Below are 21,157 nucleotides of genomic sequence, written 5' to 3' on the forward strand. Positions count from 1 at the left end.
GTGAGCGCCGTTTTGGATTGCTGCTGACGATACAGTGCAAGCAATTGCTAAAAATGCAGAAGCAAATATAAAAGCGGTCATTGACTGAGTTTGATTTAGGGAAAGCGGGCATGATAAAATTACAGCACGAATGGATCCCGCAGGCAGCTGTCTGCGGTTTTTTCACAATGGAGGTTTATATGAACGAAACAAAAATCGAACAGTTAAAAGGAATTACAGCCGGTGTCAATACGGACAATGGCGACGACTTTCTTTATTCAATGGAAGAATTGAAGAATTTGGCCGAAGCGTGCGGCATTGATGTGAAAGGTGAGCTGACACAAAATTTGCCGCGTGTCCATTCGGCGCTTTATATGGGAACCGGGAAAGTAGAGGAATTGAAAAACCTTGCTGAACAGATGGAAGCGGACGTTGTCATTTTTGACAGCGAACTGTCGCCGTCGCAAATTCGTAACCTTGAAAAAGAACTCGACTGCGAAGTCATTGACCGGACGATGCTCATTTTAGACATTTTTGGCCGGCGTGCAAAAACGAAAGAAGCGCAGCTGCAAGTGGAGATGGCAAGGCTTCAGTACATGCTGCCGCGTCTTGTCGGCACGTATGTGGCCCTTGGACGGCAGGGGGGCGGATCAGGTTTTAAAAACCGTGGTGCCGGTGAAACAAAGCTCGAGCTCGACCGCCGGAAAATCGAATCGAAAATATCCTATTTGCGCAAAGAACTGGCAAAAATTTCTGAACAGCGGACGGTGCAGCGCAGACAACGGCAAAAAAATAATATGCCTGTTGCCGCGCTTGTCGGTTATACGAATGCAGGGAAATCGACGGTCATGAATGCGATGCTCCAGACACATGGCGGAGACGGAGCGGAAGTATTTGAAAAAGATATGCTGTTTGCGACACTTGATACATCCGTCCGCAGTATCGAGCTGCCAGATAAAAAAGAATTTTTGCTTGCCGATACCGTTGGATTCGTTAACAAGCTGCCTCACCATCTTGTTAAAGCGTTTCGTTCAACACTTGAAGAAGCGGCGGAAGCAGATGTGCTTGTCCATGTGATTGACGTATCAAGTTCTCAGTTTGAGACGATGATGGACATTACCGAAAAAACACTCGCCGATATTGGCGCAAAAAACATGCCGGTTATTTACGCGTACAATAAAGCCGATCTTGCTGGCATTGAGTATCCGGAAGCAGCCGGTGATTCGGTTTATTTATCCGCAAAAGAGCGGGCCGGTATTACGGAGCTGACCGATGTGCTGAAGCGTCATTTATTTAAAGACTACGTTCGCGCTACATTGCTTATTCCGTTTGATGAAGGGGAGGTGGTTTCTTATTTTAATGAACATACCGCCGTTCTTAAAACGGAATACGAGGAAAATGGGACGAAGCTGACGGTAGAGTGCAATCAGGCAGATTATGAAAAATACAAGTCATTTGTTGTGAAATAATGAACCAGTACGTCTTTTGAGTGCTTTTGTGAGTGTAAAGAAAATAAAAGGTGATATGTTAGGCAGCAAGAGTCCTGTTTTCATACAGGATTTTGCTGCCTATTTTTGGGTGCAGCCACTTTCGGATATAGGAAAAGGAAATTACTTCACGAACGGAGCTCTTTTTAGAAGAAGGGGTATAAGTAAAAATTTTCTTATTTGTCCTTCAAGAACTTTTTTTGAATATTACAATAAAGATTTTAAAAAAACAAAAGCAATATTTTAAAAATATAACCTTTATTAATGCGTTATCATTATTTCATGAACTGAAAACGCTTTCTTAATATAAGCATTCATTTTGATAAACACCTATTTAGAAAGAGGAGGATTTTATATGGAAGGAAAAGGAAAGATTTCTTTGCCGGCAAGTGTTGAACAATCATGGGATGTGCTGATGGATCCCGAGGCATTAAAAAATAGTATCATGGGCTGTAAAAAACTTGATGTGATAGCAGAAAATAAATATGAGGCAGACATTTCAATGGGAGTAGCTGCTGTAAAAGGGGATTACTTCTCAACGATTGAATTAACAAATATTCAAAAGCCAGAAAGCTACCGAATGATTATTAAAGGGGATGGAGCTTCAGGGAGCATTGAAGCGATTGCGGATGTAAGCCTGGAAGCAGTAGATGAAACAAAAACGATTCTTCATTACTCATATGAAGCAGAAGTTGGCGGGAAAGTGGCAATGGTTGGCCAGCGTATGCTTGGCGGAGTTGCAAAGCTTGTGATTAAAGATTTCTTTAAGAAATTTGAAAAAGAATTAAAAAAAGTAGAGTCAAGTCGCTAATTATTATATCAATCGGCAGAAAGGGGCGCTTTTTGAATGAAATTAGGAACAATGTTGAATTTTGCTGTTAAAAGATATCCAGACCATGTCGCTTTAGTTCAAGATGACAAATCTTACACGTATACTCAATTAAATGCAGAGGCGGAGAAGGTGGCGGCTTCTCTGCAGCACATGAACATTCAAAAACAGGATCGCGTTGTTGTTATATTGAAGAATCGAATTGAAAATATCATGATTTATTGGGCGTTGCAAAAAATTGGCGCTATTTATACGCCATTGAACCACCGTTTATCTGCAAAAGAAGTGGAATACTGTGTAAGTGACGCTGAAGCGAAAGCGGTTGTATATGAAGCAGCGAGCCGGGCTTCTGTACTTGGCGCAAACTTAAAAGATAAACCGATTTTGATCGGGATTGAAGACGGGGACGGTGTGGACATTTCTTATCCGGAACTGGTAGAAAAAAGCCCGGGGAGCTACGAAAAACCAGATCTAGATGAAGATGATATTTCGCTCATGCTTTACACATCAGGAACAACAGGGCGTCCAAAAGGGGTTCCGAGAACTCACCGCAATGAATACGCGGCAGCGATGGCACACATTGTTCAAAACCAATACCAACTATGGGAAAGCACTCTTGGGGTCATGCCGCTTTACCATACAATGGGTGTGCGTTCGCTTCTTTCAATGACATTCTTAAATGGAAAGTTTGCCCTTCTGCCAGACTTTGATTCAAGAGATGCGTTATCGATTGTAGAAAAAGAGAAAGTCACGTCTTTATATTTAGTTCCTACTCTTTACCACGATATGTTAAATCACGCTGAATTTCATAATTATAACCTTTCAAGCCTTAAAAAAATTGGCTACGCGGGTGCAGCGATGACAACGACACTCGCTAACCAGTGTGTAGAGTTATTAAAACCGGACATTTTTGTGAATCATTATGGCAGTACGGAAGTATACACATTCACGATTTGCCCTGATGTACACAGCAAGCCTGGAAGTGCAGGGAAACCGGGAATTCATCAAGAAATCCGTTTAGTAAAACCTGATCCGGATGGTCTTTCTACCCCTGATGATGTTGTCGAAATAAAAGAACCTGGTGAAATTATCGTAAACCTGGAATCCATCGAAGCGTTTAAAGGGTATTGGAACCGTCCGGACGCGACAAGTAAAGCCATTCGAGGTGGCTGGTATTTCACAGGTGATATCGGTTTTCTTGATGAAGACGGGGATTTATTCGTCGTCGGCCGTGTAGATGATATGGTTATTTCTGGAGGGGAAAACATTCATCCACTTGAAGTGGAAGATTGTCTCGCGCAACATCCGAAAGTATTGGAAGCAACAGTTATTGGGGAACCAGACGGTCGCTGGGGACAAATTGTTTCCGCGTATATTATTCCGAAAGATCCTACTGTAACGGCACAGGAGTTGGATGAGTTTTGTAAAAACCATCCCAACATGTCGAATTTCAAAAGACCTCGTAAATATACATTTGTAAAAGAAATACCAAAAAGCCCAGTCGGCAAAATTTTACGCAGAAAATTGCGCGATGGGGAGTTTGTAGAAGTGAATGATTCAAATGAAGCAGTCAGCCAATAAAATTTAATTTCAAATGGGGGACGAAAAAATGTCGGTTACGGAACAAACATACGACCATATTCGAATTGAGAAAAACGCAGAAAAGAAAACAGCAGAGATTATCTTTGACCGCCCGGAGAAAATGAACTACATCAGCATGGCAGGGAGAGACCAGCTCGGCGGCATTTTTGATCTGCTAAATGCAGATGATGATGTTCGTGTTATCATCCTAAAAGGAGCAGGTGACGTTTGTTTCTGTGCCGGAGGAAGCATTCCGGAATTCATGACGACACATCAGGAAAAATTATCTCATTTAGCGGATAATGTAGCGGCACCTGAGCGTTCGCCGAAGCCGGTTATCGCGCAGCTGCAGGGGTATACATTTGGCGTTGGCCTGGAGCTTGCGATGGCGTGTGATTTCCGAATCGCAGCGGAAGACACGCTGATGGCGCTGCCGGAAATGAACCTGGGGATGATTCCGGGAAGCGGCGGCACACAGCGTATCGCGAAGACTGTAGGATTAACACGTGCGAAAGATATGATTATGCGCGCGCGCAAAATTCCGGCGGATGAAGCCTACCAATGGGGCCTTATCACGAAGGTTGTATCGAAAGCAGACCTTCAGGCAACAGTGGATGCGCTGGCGGAGGAACTTGTTCAATTCTCGCCTGTGGCACAGCGTGTAGCGAAAGAAGTCTTGAATGCATCGGAAGAAAGCCCGCTCAGCGCCGGCCTGAAAATTGAAGGAAAAGCATACGGCCTTCTCCGCACAACAGAAGATTTTAAAGAAGGCGTAGATGCGTTTGTTGAGAAACGCAAGCCTGTTTTCAAGGGCAGATAATGTTGAATGAATTCACCGGTAAGATTTTATCGGTGAATTTCATTGCTAATAAAATTCCCATAAAACAGCACAGATAATTGAAAGCGTATTCAAAAAGAGGATTATAGTTAGGTCAGAGGAGGCGTTAAAAATGGGAATGGGTATTGAAAGAGGAACAGATGTTAAACAAAATTTCAAGGATTTTTTCAGTAATTTAACTCCAGCTGCTCTTGGAACGGGTCTGGTGGCAGCACTATTTAGCATTATGGGGCCGGGCCTGATTGTTATGAATGCAGCAAAAACGGGAAATCTGCCTATTGAGCATGCCGTTTCATGGCTGTTTATTATTTATGTGGCCGGAGGGATGTTTACTCTTTTCTTATCGTTCCGCTACCGTCTGCCGATTGTAGTTGCATACAGTATACCGGGAGCCATCTTAGTAGGAAATGCTCTAAATCACATAACACTTAATGAAGCCGTCGGTGCATTTATCGTGTCCGGGTTAGTGGTTACAGTTCTAGGCCTTTCGGGGGTAGTAAAAAGAGTGATCGAACATATCCCTCTTCCCGTTATGCTTGGGATGATTGCCGGCATTCTTCTTTCATTTGGCATTAAAGCCATTCAAGCTGTCGTGGAGGCTCCGGCTGTTGCGGGCAGTACCTTTGCTGTGTTTTTCCTTTTGATGGCAATGAAAGGTTTATCCAAAAAATTCCCCCCAATCTTAGGTGCAGTGATCGTTGGTGGAATCGTCGCTACAGCACTTGGCCAAACGAACTGGGGAGCAATTGAGCCAGCACTTGCTCAGCCTGTATTTGTTATGCCGCATTTTAGTATGCAGGCAATTTTAGAGCTATCATTACCTTTAATTATTCTTATTGTTGGTGTTCAAAACATGCAGGCTGTCGGTGTCCTCTATGCAACAGGATATAAGCCACCTATCAACGCCATGTTTACTCTTCCAGGTGTCGGGACAATCGTAAACTCTTTATTTGGCGGACATCCAACTGTTATTGCAGGCCCGAGTACGGCAATGGTTTCGAGTGATGCTTCTGGAGAAGATAAAAACTTGAGATTTGTAGCTTCAGCTGTTGATGGAATCATTTGGATTTGTTTTGGAATGGTAGCAAGTATTGTAATAGCCATTTCAACCGCTGTACCGGCGCAATTGCTTTCTGTACTCGGTGGTCTGGCGATTTTTTCCGTGTTTATCAGTACATTTGCCGGAGCTTTCAACGGAAAATTTAAAAATGGAGCAATGGTAGCGTTTTTGATTGCTATTTCCAATGTTACAGTATTTTCTGTTGGTTCAGCTTTTTGGGCGTTATTAGTAGGATTTGTCGTCTCGTTATTGCTTGACCGTGATGACTACAAGAAGACAGCCGCTGAAAAAGGGGAAGCTGATGAAAGCAAAAAAGCAGTTACTGCATGAGGGATATTTGTTTCGTAATTGGATACTGAATAGATTTTAAATCCAATTCACTGTTTGTTCGTCTTCGTCATGTTTATTGAAAATCGTGGTGGAGGACAAAGGGGGAGAAGGGGATGCAAACTAGCAATATCCCGGACAAAGAGCAAAAAGTTTCAAGCTGCTTTAATATGAACACAATTAGTGCAGGAGCTCTGGCAGCCATTTTTGGCTGTACAGGCCCTGCATTAATCATCATCAACGGAGCAGCAAACGGGGGATTAACGGAAATACAGACCATTTCATGGTTGTTTTCTGTCTATTTTTTTGGTGGTGTGATTGGAATCATTCTTTCTCTTAAACATAAAATACCAGTTGCCGGTGCTTATTCAATTCCTGGAGCAGTGCTTGTTGCTGGTTCACTGTCAAATTTCACGTTAAGTGAAGCTGCCGGTGCGTACCTATCGGCAGGAATTATTGTCTTATTATTAGGGATTACGGGTGCTATTGGAAAAGTAATGATGTGGATACCATTTCCGATTGTGATGGCGATGATCGTTGGGGCAATGATCAGTTTTGGCACGGAGATGATTACATCAATTGAGCATTCCCCTATCATTGCCGGCTCAGCTATACTCGTGTATCTTTTTTCGTCTCATTACATAAAAAAATTCCCTCCTATTTTAATGTCATTAATCGTTGTTATTATATTAGCAACAACGATGGGGCAATTTCAGGTGCAAGCTTCGGAATCTCATTTTATTCTTCCGCAGCTTATGATCCCATCTTTCAATATTGATGCCATTGTTTCGATTGGCATTCCACTTTCCCTTTTAGTTATAGGGGCTGAAAATGCTCAGGCAATTGGTGTTCTGAAGGCGCAGGGATATAAACCACCAGTTAATAAGATGACGATTTTTAGTGGGATAGGCGGGATTGTGACCGCCTTTTTTGGCGGACATAATGCCAATATCGCGGGAGCCATGACAGCGATTTGTTCTTCTAAAGAGGCTGGTCCGAAACAGGGAAGGTATGCGGCAGTCATTGTATGTGGTTTGTTATTTGTTGCCTTTGGGGTATTCGCGGGCATTATCCTGCCATACGTTATCGCTATGCCCAAAGTGTTAATTGGAACGATAGCTGGATTGGCTATGATCGGTGTTCTGTTAAGTTCACTGCAAAATGCCTTTTCTGCGCCGCAATTTCAGGTAGGATCATTTTTCTCACTTGTTATTGCGATGTCAGGTGTTGATTTTTTTGATGTAAGCTCTCCTTTTTGGGCCATATTGGGTGGAGTGGCTGTTTCTTTAATTATGGAGAAAGCGGATTTCAAAACAATTCGTCATCAGCAAGGTGAAAATGATAACGATTCAGAAATACCTGCGTAAAGCGAGCAGGTTTTATTTTCGTATTAAAAACAAAGAGCTGTTTTACAAGCTGACTAAACATTGGTTTGTAAGCCAGTTCTTTTCATTTTGACAAATTGTCTTGAGGATATTATATTTATATATTGATAATCATTCATGTTGATTTGATAAATATTTATAGAAAGTTCCTTAAAATTTTAAAACTCAAGACTAGTTTGTTTTTTTATAATGAAGCTACTTTAAATAAAAATATCCGGCAGGCAGGGGTTGAGAGAGACAATGGCTGAGTTATTAATTGTAGATACCGATTACAGATCGATCAATGACATTCGTCAAATTGTTGAAAACAGCGATTATAGTTTTTTACGCATTTACCAGGCGAACACAGCACAAAAAGCATTTGATATCCTCAAACAATCCCAGCCGAGTGCCCTGCTGATGGATGTCTCTCTTCCCGATATGGATGGTATTGAATTTGCCAAGACAGTTCTTCAGCTTTACCCGGATATGCCTGTCATCGGGATTAGCGGGTTGAAGATGTTTGAGATTGTTCAAAGTGCAATTAATGCAGGGGTTTCAGGGTATTTGTTGAAACCGCTTTCTAAGGGTGAGCTTTTGAACACATTTGATCGTGTTTTAAAGTCTGTTATTAAAAAAGAAATGAATCAGACTGTAAGTCAAGATAGATTTGAAATGGATCTTCGAAAGCCGATTCAAAGTGCGGTTCAATATATTCAGCTTCATTACAATGAAAGCTTAACGCTCAAAAACATTTCGGACAAAGTGTATTTAAGTCCTTCTTATTTCAGCAAGTCATTTAAAGAAGAAATGAAAATGACATTTGTTGAATACTTGTCCTGGATTCGCGTTCAAAAAGCAAAAAGTATGCTGCGGATGACCTCACTGCCAATTGATGTTATTGCGAATAATACCGGTTTTGCCAATTCCAGTTATTTTGCGACGACCTTCAAAAAAATAGAAGGGCGAACACCTACACAATACCGGGAATACTTTTACTTGGAACGAACAAAAAATGCACAATCAAAGTAATGCGATTAAATCTGCAGCCCAAGGAGGGGTTACCGTGCTGACAATCATCGATGAGATGTTGAGATGTGACCGGGAAGCAAAAAAAGGAATTTTAGCAACAATCATCAATGTTCAAGGGTCCACCTATCAAAAAGAAGGAGCAAAATGCTTTCAAGCCGAAGACGGGGGCCTGATCGGCTTATTAAGCGGCGGTTGTGTTGAAAGCGATATCATTGAGCATGGCCGTGAAGTACTGGCAAGCGGTATTCCAAAAACGATTCATTATGATTTTCGGGATGAAGGAGATCAAATTTGGGGACTGGGTGTAGGATGCAATGGGGCACTGGACATATTTATTGAGCTATACGATCCTGCTGTCCAGCCCGAAAAATGTGACTATATGAAAAAGGTTTTTACAGCGAAGTCTCCATTTTCGATCGCTACAATAACAAAAGCAGAAAATCCAGAAACATTGGGGGGAAAATGGATTGTAAACAATGAGCAGGAAGAAATCTTTGGCGGCTCTTTGTCACTTCCTGACAATGTAAGAAAAAGAAAACCAATGCTTACAGCTCTTAATGCCGAAACGGAAATATTTTTAGATTATATTGATCCTGTTCCTGAATTAATTATTTTTGGAGCTGGACCGGACGCACTGCCTCTTGTAAGGACAGTGAAAAACTTAGGCTGGACGGTCAAAGTAGCGGATCATCGCCCGGGGTTTGTTACAAAAGAAAATTTCCCGATCGCAGACGAACTCTTTCACGCACGTCTTGGGGAAAAACCGAATGTTTCATTACATGAGAATGCATTTGCGGTTATCATGAGCCATCACTTTGAGCAGGACCAAGCCATGCTGGGTTTTCTTTTGCAGTCTAACATCCGCTACATCGGCGTGCTCGGTCCTTCAAAAAGAACGAAACAGCTGTTAAAACCGCTGCTCGATCGCCATACAGTCGAATCGCTTCGTCTCGACCGTATTTACAGTCCAGTTGGAATCGATATCGGTGCTAAAAGCCCAGAAGAAATCGCGTTAAGCATGGCAGCTGAATTGATTAATATATACCGCAGTGGCAACGCCGTCCACTTAAAGGAAACAAAAGGTGAAAGTCTGATTAATGATTCGAACGAAACAAAACTGCATGTGCTGGCAACATGAAAACGGGCGTTGCAGGCGTTATCTTAGCCGCAGGTTTGTCAAAAAGAATGGGACGTCCCAAAATGATGCTTCCATACAACAAAAAAACAATCGTCCGTCATGTAATCGATGCAGCGCTCCGATCCCGATTGGACAGCGTACTTGTTGTCATTAATCCGCAAATTGAAGGACTTCTTCAGGAAGTGTCCGTTGATGGTGTAATGAAAGTGATATCAAATGATTCCTTTCATTTAGGCATGTCCACTTCTGTTAAGAAAGGAATTCTGTCTATGCCGCACCATGCGGAAGCAGTGGTTTTTCTTCTGGGTGACCAGCCTGGAATCAGTGAGCAGGTTATTAATCAAGTAATAGGGACATACCAAGCTCATGATAAGCCGTCTATCGTTCGTTCCGCTTTTTGGAATGATGAGAAAGGTCATCCTGTTTTATTTAAAAAAATTATGTTTAAGCACCTTTTAAAAGTGGAAGGAGACAGCGGCGGGAAAGCGGTTCTTCAAAGGTTCAGCAGCGAAATCGTTTATGCTGAATTGAATCAGGCAAACATTCCGGATATTGATACTCTTGAAGATTATGAAGTGTTGGTAAAAGAAAAAGGAGGGTGAAGCATGACAAACGTAATTGGAAAATCAGCAACACGGGTAGAGGATAAACGGCTGTTAACAGGCCAGGGAAAATATATCGATGATCTGGGCACAAAAGTGAGCACTGGGCACGCGGCTATTTTACGGAGCTCGCATCCGCATGCATATATCAAATCAATAGATAAAGAGGCAGCCTTAAAAATGCCGGGAGTAAAAGGGATTATTACAGGTGAGGACATACGCGGCCTTGTAAAACCTTTCAGTGTGGGTGTTATGGCGCCTGTAGAGTATTATCCGCTTGCGATTGATAAAGTGCGGTATGTCGGAGAGCCCATGGCCATTATTGTGGCAAAAGACCGGTATGCAGCTGAAGATGCGCTTGAAAAAATCAAAGTTGTGTATGAGGCGCTGCCCCCTCTTGTCGGTATTGAAAGAGCGCTGGAAGAGGATGCACCTATATTGCATGAAAATGTTGGATCGAACATTGCCAATCATCGTGAATTCAATTATGGGGATGTCGACAAAGCTTTTGAGGAAGCGGACCGTATTGTTAAACATAAATTTAATTTTCCGAAATATACAGCAACGCCAGTTGAAACATACGGTGTGGTTGCAGAATATGACCCTGCGCATGATCAATACACTGTGCAGGCCAATTTCCACGGCCCGTTTGTTATTCATTCCATTATGGCGCAGGCACTTCAAATTCCAAGTAACAAATTGAGAATTATTGTGCCGAAAGATATCGGCGGCAGTTACGGGATCAAGGCTGGAATTTTCCCTTACATCGTTCTTTGCGGACTGGCAAGCAAACTGATTGGCTGTCCGGTGAAGTGGATTGAAGACCGGCAGGAGCATCTTTCCTCAAGTGCGAGCGGGACGGACCGAGTGACGTATATCGAAGCGGCTGTTGAAAACAGCGGCAAAGTAACAGGTCTTCGAATGAAGATGATTGATAACGTAGGTGCCTATATCCGCGCACCGGAGCCGGCTTCCCTTTACCGCAATCATGCCAATTCAACAGGAGCATATGATATTCAAAACTTACACATCGATGCGTATGCGATTATGACCAATAAGTCACCGACAGGCTTAATTCGGGGTTATGGCGGCCAGGAGCTGTACTTCCCGTTAGAGCGCATCATGCAGGAAGTGGCAAAAGAGCTGAACATGGATCATGCAGATGTGATCCGCAAAAACTTGGTTAAAGAAGCCCAATTTCCGTATAAAACGGCTTCAGGCGGTACGTATGACAGCGGAAATTACGAGGAATCATTTGAATTAGCTCTTGCAACAGGGAAATATGAAGAGTTCAGAAAAAAACAGGAAGAAGCGCGTAAAAACGGCAAAATACTGGGTGTCGGTCTCGCATGTATCGTTGAGCCGTCCGGTTCGAACATGGGATACATTACCGTCGCGTTAACGCCGGAAGAAAGAGCCGGTTCACTGCCAAAATCAGGCGCATCAGAAGCGGCGACGGTCTCAATGGATCCGCTTGGCAGTGTGAATGTCCGAATTAGCACGACGCCATCAGGGCAGGGGCATGAAACCGTTGCAGCACAAATTGTTTCCGAAGTGTTAGGTCTTCCGCGCGAACAAATTAATGTTGTCGCTGAATTGGATACATCAACAAGTGCCTGGTCGATTGCATCCGGCAGCTATTCGAGCCGGTTTGCGTCATTGGGGTCGAGTGCGATTTATTATGCGGCGCATAAAGTCCGTGCAAAATTATTTAAGATTGCAGCGGACCAGCTTAACGTAAAGGAAGCGGACCTTGAACTGGAAAAAGGATCGATTTTTGTTAAAAATAATCCGGACAAAAAGTTTTCTGTAAAACGTGCAGCTGGTCTTGCACACTGGCATCCAACTTCATTGCCTGATGGAATGGAGCCGGGAATCTATGAAACATATTATTACACAGCTGATGTGGCCCAAGCGCCGAATGAGCAGGATATGATTAATTCATCTGTGACATACGGCTTTGTTGCTGACATGGTGACGGTTGAAATTGATCCGGATACAGCGGAAGTGAAGATCATTGATTACTTTACTGTTCACGATGCCGGCAAGCTTTTGAACCCACTTATTGTCGACGGGCAAATTATGGGTGGCCTTGCACATGGATTGGGCGGTGCTTTATATGAAGAACTCGCTTATGACAAAAACGGCCAGTTTTTAACCGGTTCATTTATGGATTATTTATGCCCGACAGCTCCGGAAATTCCAAACGTGACGATTAAACATACAGAATCACCATCTCCTCTTACGCCACTTGGGGCAAAAGGTCTTGGAGAAGGAAATACAATGAGTGCGCCGGTTGCTGTTGCCAACGCAGTCAGCGACGCACTTGCTCATCTCGATATTATGATTGATGATCTGCCGTTAAGTCCAACACGCATTTGGAAACTAATGGGCGAAGCAAAAGAAAAAGTAACAACACCTTAAACAAGCAACGGAAGGGATGTAAAACATGAAGCCGCCAAAGTTCGAATATTATAAACCTGCAACCCTTGAAGAAGCATTAAATCTTTTGGAAGAAGCCGGCGATGATGGGAAAATCATCGCGGGCGGCCAAAGTTTAGTGCCGATTATGAATATGCGTCTTGCATCGCCAAAATGCTTAATTGACATTAATGGGTTAGAAGAGCTCAGCTACATTAAAAATGAAGACAATACATTAAAAATTGGCACATTAACACGTCAAAGCGATGTGGAACAATCAGAAATGGTTGCCAATGTTTGCGGCTTGCTGGCAGAAGCGATCACACAAATTGGCCATGTACAGACGCGGAATAGAGGAACAATCGGCGGAAGCATAGTACACGCCGATCCAAGTGCAGAACTTCCACTTGCCTTACTGACGCTAAATGGCTCAGTACAAATAACGTCAAAAGATGAAGTCCGTACCGTGGCAGCAGAAGACTTTTTCATTACGTACTTAACAACAGACATTATGCCGACTGAAGTGTTAACAGAGGTAACGATTCCTTTAATGGAAGAAAAAAGCGGTTATTCGTTTCAAGAGGTTGCAAGAAGACATGGAGACTTTGCATTGGTAGCGGCAGCATGCCATATGACAGTGGATGACGAGGGCATTATTACTGCGGTCAGATTGGCTCTTGGCGGCGTTGAAGCCATCCCATTGTTAATTGGGGACGCAGAGGACATTCTCACAGGCGAGCAGCTGTCGGATTTGTTGATGGAGCAAGTAACTGAAAGTGTTGAAATGGAATCCGATCCGGAGTCCGATCTTCACGCTTCAAGTGAATATCGCATGCATCTTGCTAAAGTATTAACAAAACGTGTTTTAACACAAGCCTATGAAAGAGCAAGGGGGTAAAGAAGATGGGCAAACATGAAATCGAAGTAACGATAAATGGGAAAGTATATCAGGAAGAAGTAGAGCCCCGTATGCTGTTAAGTGATTTTGTACGAGATGTATGTGGACTGACGGGTACGCACGTTGGCTGTGAGCATGGTGTGTGCGGTGCTTGTACAATCAATGTGAATGGTTCAGCAGTGAGAAGCTGTCTTATGTTTGCAATTCAGGCTGATGGCCAGCAAGTTCAAACGGTCGAAGGCTTGACCAGCAATCATGAATTAACAGATTTACAGAAAAACTTCATTGAGTGCCACGGGCTGCAATGCGGATTTTGTACAGCGGGCATTTTAATGTCAACGGAGGACTATCTTGAGAAAAATCCGAACCCGTCCTCAAAAGAAATAAAAGAAATGCTTTCCGGTCATTTATGCCGGTGCACTGGTTATGACGGTATCGTAAAAGCAATTGAAAAAACAATTGAAGAAAGAAATCAATCAGTTCTATCTTAATACGAAGGAGACCATACAATGACCATTACGGAACAATCTTACGACCATATTCGAATTGAGAAAAACGCAGAAAAGAAAACAGCAGAAATTATCTTTGACCGCCCGGAGAAAATGAACTACATCAGCATGGCAGGAAGAGACCAGCTCGGCGGCATTTTTGATCTGCTAAATGCAGATGATGATGTTCGTGTTATCATCCTAAAAGGAGCAGGTGACGTTTGTTTCTGTGCTGGAGGAAGCATTCCGGAATTCATGACGACACATCAGGAAAAATTATCTCATTTAGCGGATAATGTAGCGGCACCTGAGCGTTCGCCGAAGCCGGTTATCGCGCAGCTGCAGGGGTATACATTTGGCGTTGGCTTGGAGCTCGCGATGGCGTGTGATTTCCGAATCGCGGCGGAAGACACGCTGATGGCGCTGCCGGAAATGAACCTGGGGATGATTCCGGGAAGCGGCGGCACACAGCGTATCGCGAAGACTGTAGGGTTAACACGTGCGAAAGATATGATTATGCGCGCGCGCAAAATTCCGGCGGATGAAGCCTACCAGTGGGGCCTTATAACAAAAGTGGTGCCGAAAGCGGATCTTCAGGCAACAGTAGATTCCTTGGCGGAAGAACTCGTTCAATTCTCTCCTGTTGCACAGCGTGTAGCGAAAGAAGTCTTGAATGCATCGGAAGAAAGCCCGCTCAGCGCCGGCCTGAAAATTGAAGGAAAAGCATACGGCCTTCTCCGCACAACAGAAGATTTCAAAGAAGGCGTCGATGCATTTGTTGAAAAAAGAAAGCCTGTATTTAAAGGGAAATAAGGAATAAAAGAGTGAAAAAGATTGCAGGCTGTTGACAAACGCTCGCTTTCGGCGTTGCTTGCCAGCTGTGAATGCTCATGACCCTAAAAAGGTCACTCCGCTTCCCATCCGGCTGCGCGTCTTGAAAGATAACCGTTTTCAATCAGCCTGCTTTTTAACTTTGTCCACACTCTCATAGATTTTTTCGTTTTTGGACAAAACAATTAGGAATCTATTTTTCCGGGCTTGTAGAGAAACGAACCATCTCTACAAGCTTATTTTATGAGCAATTCAATATAAAGGGAGGTAGTAAAAGTGGATATTCATTCAAGAGTAAAAACGATGGCGGAAGGTAATGTGTGGAAGTTATTTGGTGTTAATGTGTTAAAAGGCACTGACGGAGAATGTGAATTGGAAATAGAGATGAAAGAAGAATTTAAACAATCCTACGGTTCGATGCATGGGGGGGTTATCGCAACTGCGCTTGATATGTCAATGGCCGCAGCGATCTCGACAACGTTAGAGGACAACAAATACTGTAATACCATCGATTTGTATACGAGCTACCTTCGACCGATGGCTGGAAGCCGGCTTATTGCAAAAGCAGCTATTGTGAAAAATGGAAAGCGTGTAGCTGTTTTGAATGCGGATGCATTCAACGAAGAGGGTAAACATATTGCCACAGCCAGAGGCACATTTATGATATTGGATAAATAGTTTTTAAAACCTGCCTAGATAGTAATTGAAAATTTTAAAAAAACAAAAATTTAAAATAATAAAAATACAATAATGAAATTAAACAACTCGAATTCGAGATATATTGTTAATGAAAACGCTTACTAATTTTAGGGGCAGGGAGTGAAGCATGTGTTAACAAAAGCAGCTGTAACGTATGGAAAAGGGGAACCGTTTCAAATTGATGACATTACCATCGACAAACCAAAAGATGGGGAAGTGCTCATCCGTATTAAAGCGGTCGGTATTTGTCACACGGACTTAATTGTAAGGGACCAATATTATCCTGTTCCATTGCCAGCCGTACTCGGTCATGAAGGATCGGGTATTGTGGAAGAAGTCGGTACAGGCGTTACAAGTGTACAGCCAGGTGATCACGTTGTATTGTCTTTCAGTTCATGCGGGCAGTGTACGAAATGTTTGTCCGGCAACCCTTATGCATGTGAAACATTTTTCGAGTTAAATTTCACAGGCACGATGGGGGATGGCACATGCCGTTTGCACAAAGACCATCAAGACGTATCGAACTTTTTCGGTCAATCAAGTTTCGCCCACTACTCCGTCGTGTCAGAACGTAATGTCGTAAAAGTTCCGAAAGATGTACCGCTGGAAATTCTAGGTCCGCTTGGATGCGGAATTCAAACAGGCAGCGGTGCTGTATTAAATAAATTGCAGCCGGCTGAAGGGTCAAGCATTGTCGTATTTGGCTGCGGTTCTGTAGGCTTAAGCGCAATTATGGCTGCGAACGTTGCCAGCTGCACAACAATTATTGCAGTTGATCTTCAAGAAAGCCGTTTAGAACTTGCAAAAGAATTGGGTGCAACACATACCATTAACCCGAAAGACGTCACCAATACAGTGGAAGAAATTCAAAAAATCACTGGCAGCGGAGCTAATTATTCTGTTGAAACAACAAGTATCCCTGCTATACTGCGTCAAGCGGTTGACTGCCTGGCAACATTAGGAAGAGCAGCAGTCATTGGAGCACCGCCGGTTGGGACAGAAGTTTCCTTAGATGTTAATACGCTTCTGTTTGAAAGATCTGTTACTGGAGTTTTGCTTGGATCGGGCGTCCCGCAGACGTATATTCCAAAATTGATTGACTTGTATAAAAACGGCAAGTTTCCATTTGATAAATTAATTAAATTTTACTCTTTGGAAGAAATCAATCAAGCCTGTGAAGATTCTGAAACAGGAATAACGATCAAGCCAATTTTAAAACTTTCTTAATTAGAGGAGGAAAATATATTGGAAACAAAAACAGCGAAATACACAGACTGGAACAAGCTAATCATCAATGGTGAGTGGAAAGATGGTTCAAGCAGCAAAGAGTGTGTTGTTGAAAACCCTTACAACAATGAGGTGCTTACAACATTTAAATATGCAAGTAAAGAAGACATTAATGAAGCATATGAAGCGGCTGAAAAAGCGCAGGAGCATTGGGGCGCGACTTCTGCTTATGAACGCGTGGAACTGCTTGAAAAAGTAGCGGCTCTTTTTGAAGAAAGAAGAGAAGAACTAGTCCAGCTTTTAGTTGAAGAATCAGGAAGCTCGCAATTAAAAGCAAACGTCGAAGTCAGCTGTTCCATTGCTGACCTTAAAGAAGCGGCAAAATATCCGCTGCAAATGGAAGCATCCATCCGCGCTTCAGCCGTTCCAGGAAAAGAAAACCGTGTGTACCGTGATCCAATCGGTGTTGTGGGAGCGATTACACCATGGAACTGGCCTCTTTATTTAACCATTCGTGTTGTGGCTCCAGCCATTGCAACAGGCAACAGCATTGTTGTTAAATCCGATTCACAGACGCCAATCACCGGCGGCCTTATCATTGCTAAACTCTTTGAGGAAGCTGGTCTTCCAAAAGGCGTATTGAGTGTCTTGGCAGCGGATCTTGAAGAAGTGGGCGATTATTTTGTTGAGCATCCTGTCCCGCAGGTTATTTCATTTACTGGCTCAACGGCAGCAGGCAGACACGTTGGTTCACTAGCCGTGAAAAACGTGAAAAAACCAGCACTTGAACTGGGCGGCAACAATGCGCTTATCGTTCTCGATGATGCAGATGTTGACTTAGCGGTATCTGCCGCTGCATTTGGGAAATATATGCACTCTGGCCAAATTTGTATCGCGCTGAACCGTATCATTGTAGACCGCAAGATTTATGATTCATTTGTGGAAAAATTTAAAGCGGCAAGCATTAAAATTAAAGCCGGAAACCCTGCAGAGAGTGACACAATTATTGGGCCGCTAATTAATCGGAAGCAGGTAGACCGCGCGCTGAATCTTGTCGAACAAAGTATTGGTGAAGGCGCGAGAATAATTTTAAAAGGCGAAGTAAACGGAAATGTTGTAGAACCAATCATTTTAGCGGATGTCACAAATGATATGGCTGTTGCTCAAAATGAAGTGTTCGCGCCTGTCGCGGTTATTATTCCTGTTGATAGTGAAGAAGAAGCCATCAAAGTCGCAAACGGCACGCCATTTGGCTTGAGCGGCGCGGTATACTCAGGTTCCATTGAAAGAGGCATCAATGTTGCTAAAAAAATCAAAACAGGCATGATTCATGTGAACGACCAGTCTATTAACGTAGAGCCAAATGTTCCATTTGGCGGGGAAAAACTCTCTGGAATTGGCCGTTATTGCGGCGAATGGGCCATCGATGAATTTACAACAGTTAAATGGCTATCCGTCCAAAAACAACCACGTGAATATCCATTCTCTTAAATCATTTACAAGTAAGCCCGTTGGATAGAATTGTCCAACGGGCTTAACTATGCAGATAACCTAATTGGTGGTGCCAGTACTTACTATTTGGCACCGCCTTTTTAATTCTGTGAAAAATCACCCCGTGAAGAATAGGAAGCCGCTTTATTTTTTTACTTAGTGAGTTTGTCCCAATCATTTTTTGCTTTTTTTCATAAGATAAAATTGAACAATTAATACAAGGTGCTGATGTATGTATAAATATTTGCCACTGCGTATCACTTTAAACTAAAAATACAAGGATTAACGTACAATGGTTTCATTCCTGGCTGCTTTTGATTATATATGTTGTGTCGTTGCCGGCTATCAGAAGGCTGCTAAAAGAAAGGAGGTGAAAAACAATGCCATTTTTTCCTGAGAATCCTGATTCAAGACCGTATTCGCCTTATCCGGGACCTTATCAACCATACGACAGACGATACCCACCTTATCAAGGATCGTATCGGCCATATGGCGGCGGCAGACCATACCGGCCTTATCCAGGCCCCTATCAACCATATGGCAGACCATATCCGCCGAATCCTATGTCACCTTACCGTAACCCTGGCCCAGGTCCGGGATCTGGATTTTTTACACAAGGTATCAATCCTTTCTCATCCCAAGGAGGACCTTACCAACAGAGACCTGGTACGTGGGGGAATATCAGCCAGATTATGACGAATGTAGGAGACTTATCAAATGGGATTAATGCGCTAAGACAAATGGGTTCTTTTTTTAATATACTACGTTAAAAATAAAAAGATCTGTTTGCTTTTCAGTTGCATCTGAGGCCTTGAGTTCACTTTTAGTTTACGTCTTTACTCGTATCACTTGCAAAATAGTGCATAATTAACGCTTAAATTTCCCCAACGAACAGATACACGCTACATACCTTTGTTATTTGAAGTATATGTGGCGGTACTGAGATTGGGGGATTTTTTTATAAGAACTTTATTTGTACAAGCAGTGTACAAAAATAAGTTCCTCTACCTGTGTTTTCTTTTATCTGGTCTTATAAATAATTGTATATAAGGAAAAAATAAAGATACTGGCATGGAATCTTACTAAACAAGCAAAGGATGTGCATAAGGGTGGAATTTTATCATGGACAAGAAACACTTACCGTCATTCAGTGGGTGTTAAGAGCCATTACCGCTTTTTTATTTTTACTGTTTGCAGCAAAAATAATGGGGCAGCGATCGATTGCTCAGTTAAGATTACTTGATTTTATCGTCGCGATATCAATTGGCAATATTATTGCCCATCCCTTGTCAGATGAAAAAATAGGGATAAAAGGAACACTTGTTACGATGTCTGCCTTTGTCGTTTTATATATATTCGGGGTCATGTTAAGCATGAAATGGCAAAGGTTTCGAAATTGGGTTGAGCCTTCTCCTTATCCGATCATAAAAAATGGGCAAGTAATTGGCAAAAATCTAATAAAAGCGAGAATTTCCATTGATTTCTTATTGTCAGAACTCAGAAAAGGGCAAATTGATGGGATTGAAAAAGTTTCACTCGCTTTATGGGAACCTGGTGGTGCCATTTCCTTTTTTTTAAGCCCTCAGCATCAGACAGTAACTCCGGCGGATTTGAGCTTACCGACAAAACCATTTTCCTTTCAGAAAACCGTTATTAAAGAAGGAAAAGTGGATGTTAATGAATTGAACAATTTGGATAAAGATGAAATCTGGCTGAAAAATAAAATAAAGAGTACATACAATGTTGAGATAAAAGATATTTTACTGGCAACTGTTGATGATACTGAAAATGTAAAAATCTTTTTGTATCAATAATCATCATAACTCAGAACAACGGAGAAACACATTTTCCGGACAAGAATTAGTCTCCTTTTTCATTAAAAGTAAAATTTTCGAGATGTAAACTGTTACAGATTTTCTAACTTTAAATCAATGTAAGGTTGCTCTGTATAGCATATACAGAGCAAAAATGCTTACGCTTACTATTATTATACCGGTGGTCGATCAGGGCTTTTAAATTGAGTGAAAAACAGGATAAAGATAATGATGGGAAGTGCGACAAGAAAAAGGCTGCCTTTAGACGGTCTAATCGTTGGAGTATCTGTTAAAGCCATGGTTATCACCTCCCTTTAATTTTTTTGTGAATCCATGTCAATGTCAAAGTGCTTCGACACAACGGTATTAAATTCTTTAAAGACTTTTGGAGCATTGGGCAGAGTTGGATCGGGTTTTTGAGTTCCAAAAATGGGTCCGGCGATGGTGAAACTAAACCCGTCAGAACTAACCGTTATAGCGCCAATTCCGACCTTGCCGCTGATTAACAACATAGCAAGAAGAATATCTATGGCATCAATCGTTGCATCTACTGCTTGATTGTTGTTTTTCGATTCTATTCGCGATTCTCCGGAAAGGGGGCCGCCAACTGAAAGCGCAAACCCGTCTGGAGTGATAAAAATTCCAATAATTGTAAATTGTCCGGCTAATAATAAACCAGCTGTTATGATATCCATGTCGCGTTGGATAGCACGCAGTATAGAGAGCTCGTGTTGGGTTTTTCTTTTATCGTTCATCTTACACCTCCCCTTATAACATATGTTATTCCGATTGAAAGTAATTTGTATGATTAATTTGTATCAGCGCTGTTCTAGTTGTCCGGCTTTTTTTTAGTTGTGCAACGATACATGAGGAACAAATTTCAAACAGTTTTCATATCCTTTATTATAAAAATTAATCCTCATGTGCGAAGGGAAAATAACAGCTCAGATTTTGTCGTGCATTACCCCTCGGCAGTCACCAGATCATGACCACCAGCAAATTTCTTACTCTTGTGCATAGATATATAAAGGAAAACGAGAAGGAGAATGAT

The 21,157-nt window shown here is 42.4% G+C and carries 21 protein-coding genes; 18 read left to right on the forward strand and 3 right to left on the reverse strand.

The features are described from left to right. The first annotated feature begins 179 nt into the window (after window positions 1–179). From hflX to VQ00_RS00835, 17 genes are all read left to right on the forward strand, one after another. On the forward strand, window positions 180–1,448 hold the full coding sequence (gene hflX, locus VQ00_RS00755; RefSeq protein WP_156153959.1) for a GTPase HflX: 1,269 nt from the start codon (window positions 180–182) through the stop codon (window positions 1,446–1,448). A 28-nt stretch (window positions 1,449–1,476) separates the two neighbouring features. After that, entirely contained in the window at window positions 1,477–1,713 is a 237-nt protein-coding gene (locus VQ00_RS00760; RefSeq protein WP_046178231.1) for a hypothetical protein, read from the forward strand. Between the two features lie 108 nt (window positions 1,714–1,821). Next, window positions 1,822–2,277 carry an SRPBCC family protein gene (locus VQ00_RS00765; RefSeq protein WP_046178232.1) on the forward strand — a complete coding sequence of 152 codons (456 nt, stop codon included), beginning with the start codon at window positions 1,822–1,824 and terminating at the stop codon, window positions 2,275–2,277. 36 nt (window positions 2,278–2,313) lie between these two features. After that, window positions 2,314–3,876, forward strand: a complete 1,563-nt coding sequence (locus VQ00_RS00770; RefSeq protein WP_052728245.1) for an AMP-binding protein — start codon at window positions 2,314–2,316, stop codon at window positions 3,874–3,876. Between the two features lie 28 nt (window positions 3,877–3,904). Continuing rightward, the gene (locus VQ00_RS00775) at window positions 3,905–4,696 is read left to right on the forward strand and encodes an enoyl-CoA hydratase/isomerase family protein (protein WP_046178233.1); all 792 of its coding nucleotides are present in this window, start codon (window positions 3,905–3,907) and stop codon (window positions 4,694–4,696) included. Window positions 4,697–4,826: 130 nt separating this feature from the next. Then, the gene (locus tag VQ00_RS00780) at window positions 4,827–6,104 is read left to right on the forward strand and encodes a benzoate/H(+) symporter BenE family transporter (protein ID WP_046178234.1); all 1,278 of its coding nucleotides are present in this window, start codon (window positions 4,827–4,829) and stop codon (window positions 6,102–6,104) included. A gap of 113 nt (window positions 6,105–6,217) precedes the next feature. After that, window positions 6,218–7,468 (forward strand): benzoate/H(+) symporter BenE family transporter, encoded by a 1,251-nt coding sequence (locus tag VQ00_RS00785; RefSeq protein WP_046178235.1) that lies wholly within the window; start codon window positions 6,218–6,220, stop codon window positions 7,466–7,468. Between the two features lie 258 nt (window positions 7,469–7,726). After that, window positions 7,727–8,497, forward strand: coding sequence for a response regulator transcription factor (locus VQ00_RS00790; RefSeq protein ID WP_046178236.1), 771 nt, complete (start codon window positions 7,727–7,729; stop codon window positions 8,495–8,497). A gap of 34 nt (window positions 8,498–8,531) precedes the next feature. Further along, window positions 8,532–9,635 (forward strand): XdhC family protein, encoded by a 1,104-nt coding sequence (locus VQ00_RS00795; RefSeq protein WP_052728246.1) that lies wholly within the window; start codon window positions 8,532–8,534, stop codon window positions 9,633–9,635. Next, the gene (locus tag VQ00_RS00800; protein WP_046178237.1) at window positions 9,632–10,237 is read left to right on the forward strand and encodes a nucleotidyltransferase family protein; all 606 of its coding nucleotides are present in this window, start codon (window positions 9,632–9,634) and stop codon (window positions 10,235–10,237) included. Before VQ00_RS00795 ends, VQ00_RS00800 begins: the two co-directional genes overlap by 4 nt. 3 nt (window positions 10,238–10,240) lie before the next feature. Then, the gene (locus tag VQ00_RS00805; RefSeq protein ID WP_046178238.1) at window positions 10,241–12,661 is read left to right on the forward strand and encodes a xanthine dehydrogenase family protein molybdopterin-binding subunit; all 2,421 of its coding nucleotides are present in this window, start codon (window positions 10,241–10,243) and stop codon (window positions 12,659–12,661) included. A 25-nt stretch (window positions 12,662–12,686) separates the two neighbouring features. Then, a complete protein-coding gene (locus VQ00_RS00810) occupies window positions 12,687–13,556 on the forward strand; it encodes an FAD binding domain-containing protein (protein WP_046178239.1) in 870 nt (289 codons plus the stop codon). Window positions 13,557–13,561: 5 nt separating this feature from the next. Beyond that, the gene (locus tag VQ00_RS00815) at window positions 13,562–14,047 is read left to right on the forward strand and encodes a (2Fe-2S)-binding protein (RefSeq protein WP_046178240.1); all 486 of its coding nucleotides are present in this window, start codon (window positions 13,562–13,564) and stop codon (window positions 14,045–14,047) included. 18 nt (window positions 14,048–14,065) lie between these two features. Then, on the forward strand, window positions 14,066–14,857 hold the full coding sequence (locus tag VQ00_RS00820) for an enoyl-CoA hydratase/isomerase family protein (RefSeq protein ID WP_046178241.1): 792 nt from the start codon (window positions 14,066–14,068) through the stop codon (window positions 14,855–14,857). Window positions 14,858–15,151: 294 nt separating this feature from the next. Further along, a complete protein-coding gene (locus VQ00_RS00825; protein ID WP_052728247.1) occupies window positions 15,152–15,553 on the forward strand; it encodes a PaaI family thioesterase in 402 nt (133 codons plus the stop codon). Window positions 15,554–15,703: 150 nt separating this feature from the next. Further along, window positions 15,704–16,801, forward strand: a complete 1,098-nt coding sequence (locus VQ00_RS00830; RefSeq protein ID WP_046178242.1) for an NAD(P)-dependent alcohol dehydrogenase — start codon at window positions 15,704–15,706, stop codon at window positions 16,799–16,801. Between the two features lie 15 nt (window positions 16,802–16,816). Beyond that, window positions 16,817–18,292: an aldehyde dehydrogenase family protein gene (locus tag VQ00_RS00835; RefSeq protein ID WP_425388347.1), complete on the forward strand. Its 1,476-nt coding sequence runs from the start codon at window positions 16,817–16,819 to the stop codon at window positions 18,290–18,292. A gap of 345 nt (window positions 18,293–18,637) precedes the next feature. On the opposite strand, the gene VQ00_RS00840 is transcribed toward VQ00_RS00835, so the two are convergent. Then, window positions 18,638–18,841, reverse strand: a complete 204-nt coding sequence (locus VQ00_RS00840) for a hypothetical protein (protein WP_046178244.1) — start codon at window positions 18,839–18,841, stop codon at window positions 18,638–18,640. 605 nt (window positions 18,842–19,446) lie between these two features. Here VQ00_RS00840 and VQ00_RS00845 point away from each other — a divergent pair. Next, the gene (locus VQ00_RS00845) at window positions 19,447–20,106 is read left to right on the forward strand and encodes a DUF421 domain-containing protein (RefSeq protein WP_342666979.1); all 660 of its coding nucleotides are present in this window, start codon (window positions 19,447–19,449) and stop codon (window positions 20,104–20,106) included. A 173-nt stretch (window positions 20,107–20,279) separates the two neighbouring features. Here VQ00_RS00845 and VQ00_RS19290 read toward each other — a convergent pair whose 3' ends face one another. Then, the gene (locus tag VQ00_RS19290) at window positions 20,280–20,405 is read right to left on the reverse strand and encodes a hypothetical protein (RefSeq protein WP_281175879.1); all 126 of its coding nucleotides are present in this window, start codon (window positions 20,403–20,405) and stop codon (window positions 20,280–20,282) included. 15 nt (window positions 20,406–20,420) lie between these two features. Beyond that, window positions 20,421–20,861 (reverse strand): hypothetical protein, encoded by a 441-nt coding sequence (locus tag VQ00_RS00850; protein WP_046178246.1) that lies wholly within the window; start codon window positions 20,859–20,861, stop codon window positions 20,421–20,423. Between the last annotated feature and the right edge of the window lie 296 nt (window positions 20,862–21,157).

Source organism: Domibacillus tundrae, assembly GCF_000970675.1.
GTDB lineage: Bacteria > Bacillota > Bacilli > Bacillales > Domibacillaceae > Domibacillus > Domibacillus tundrae.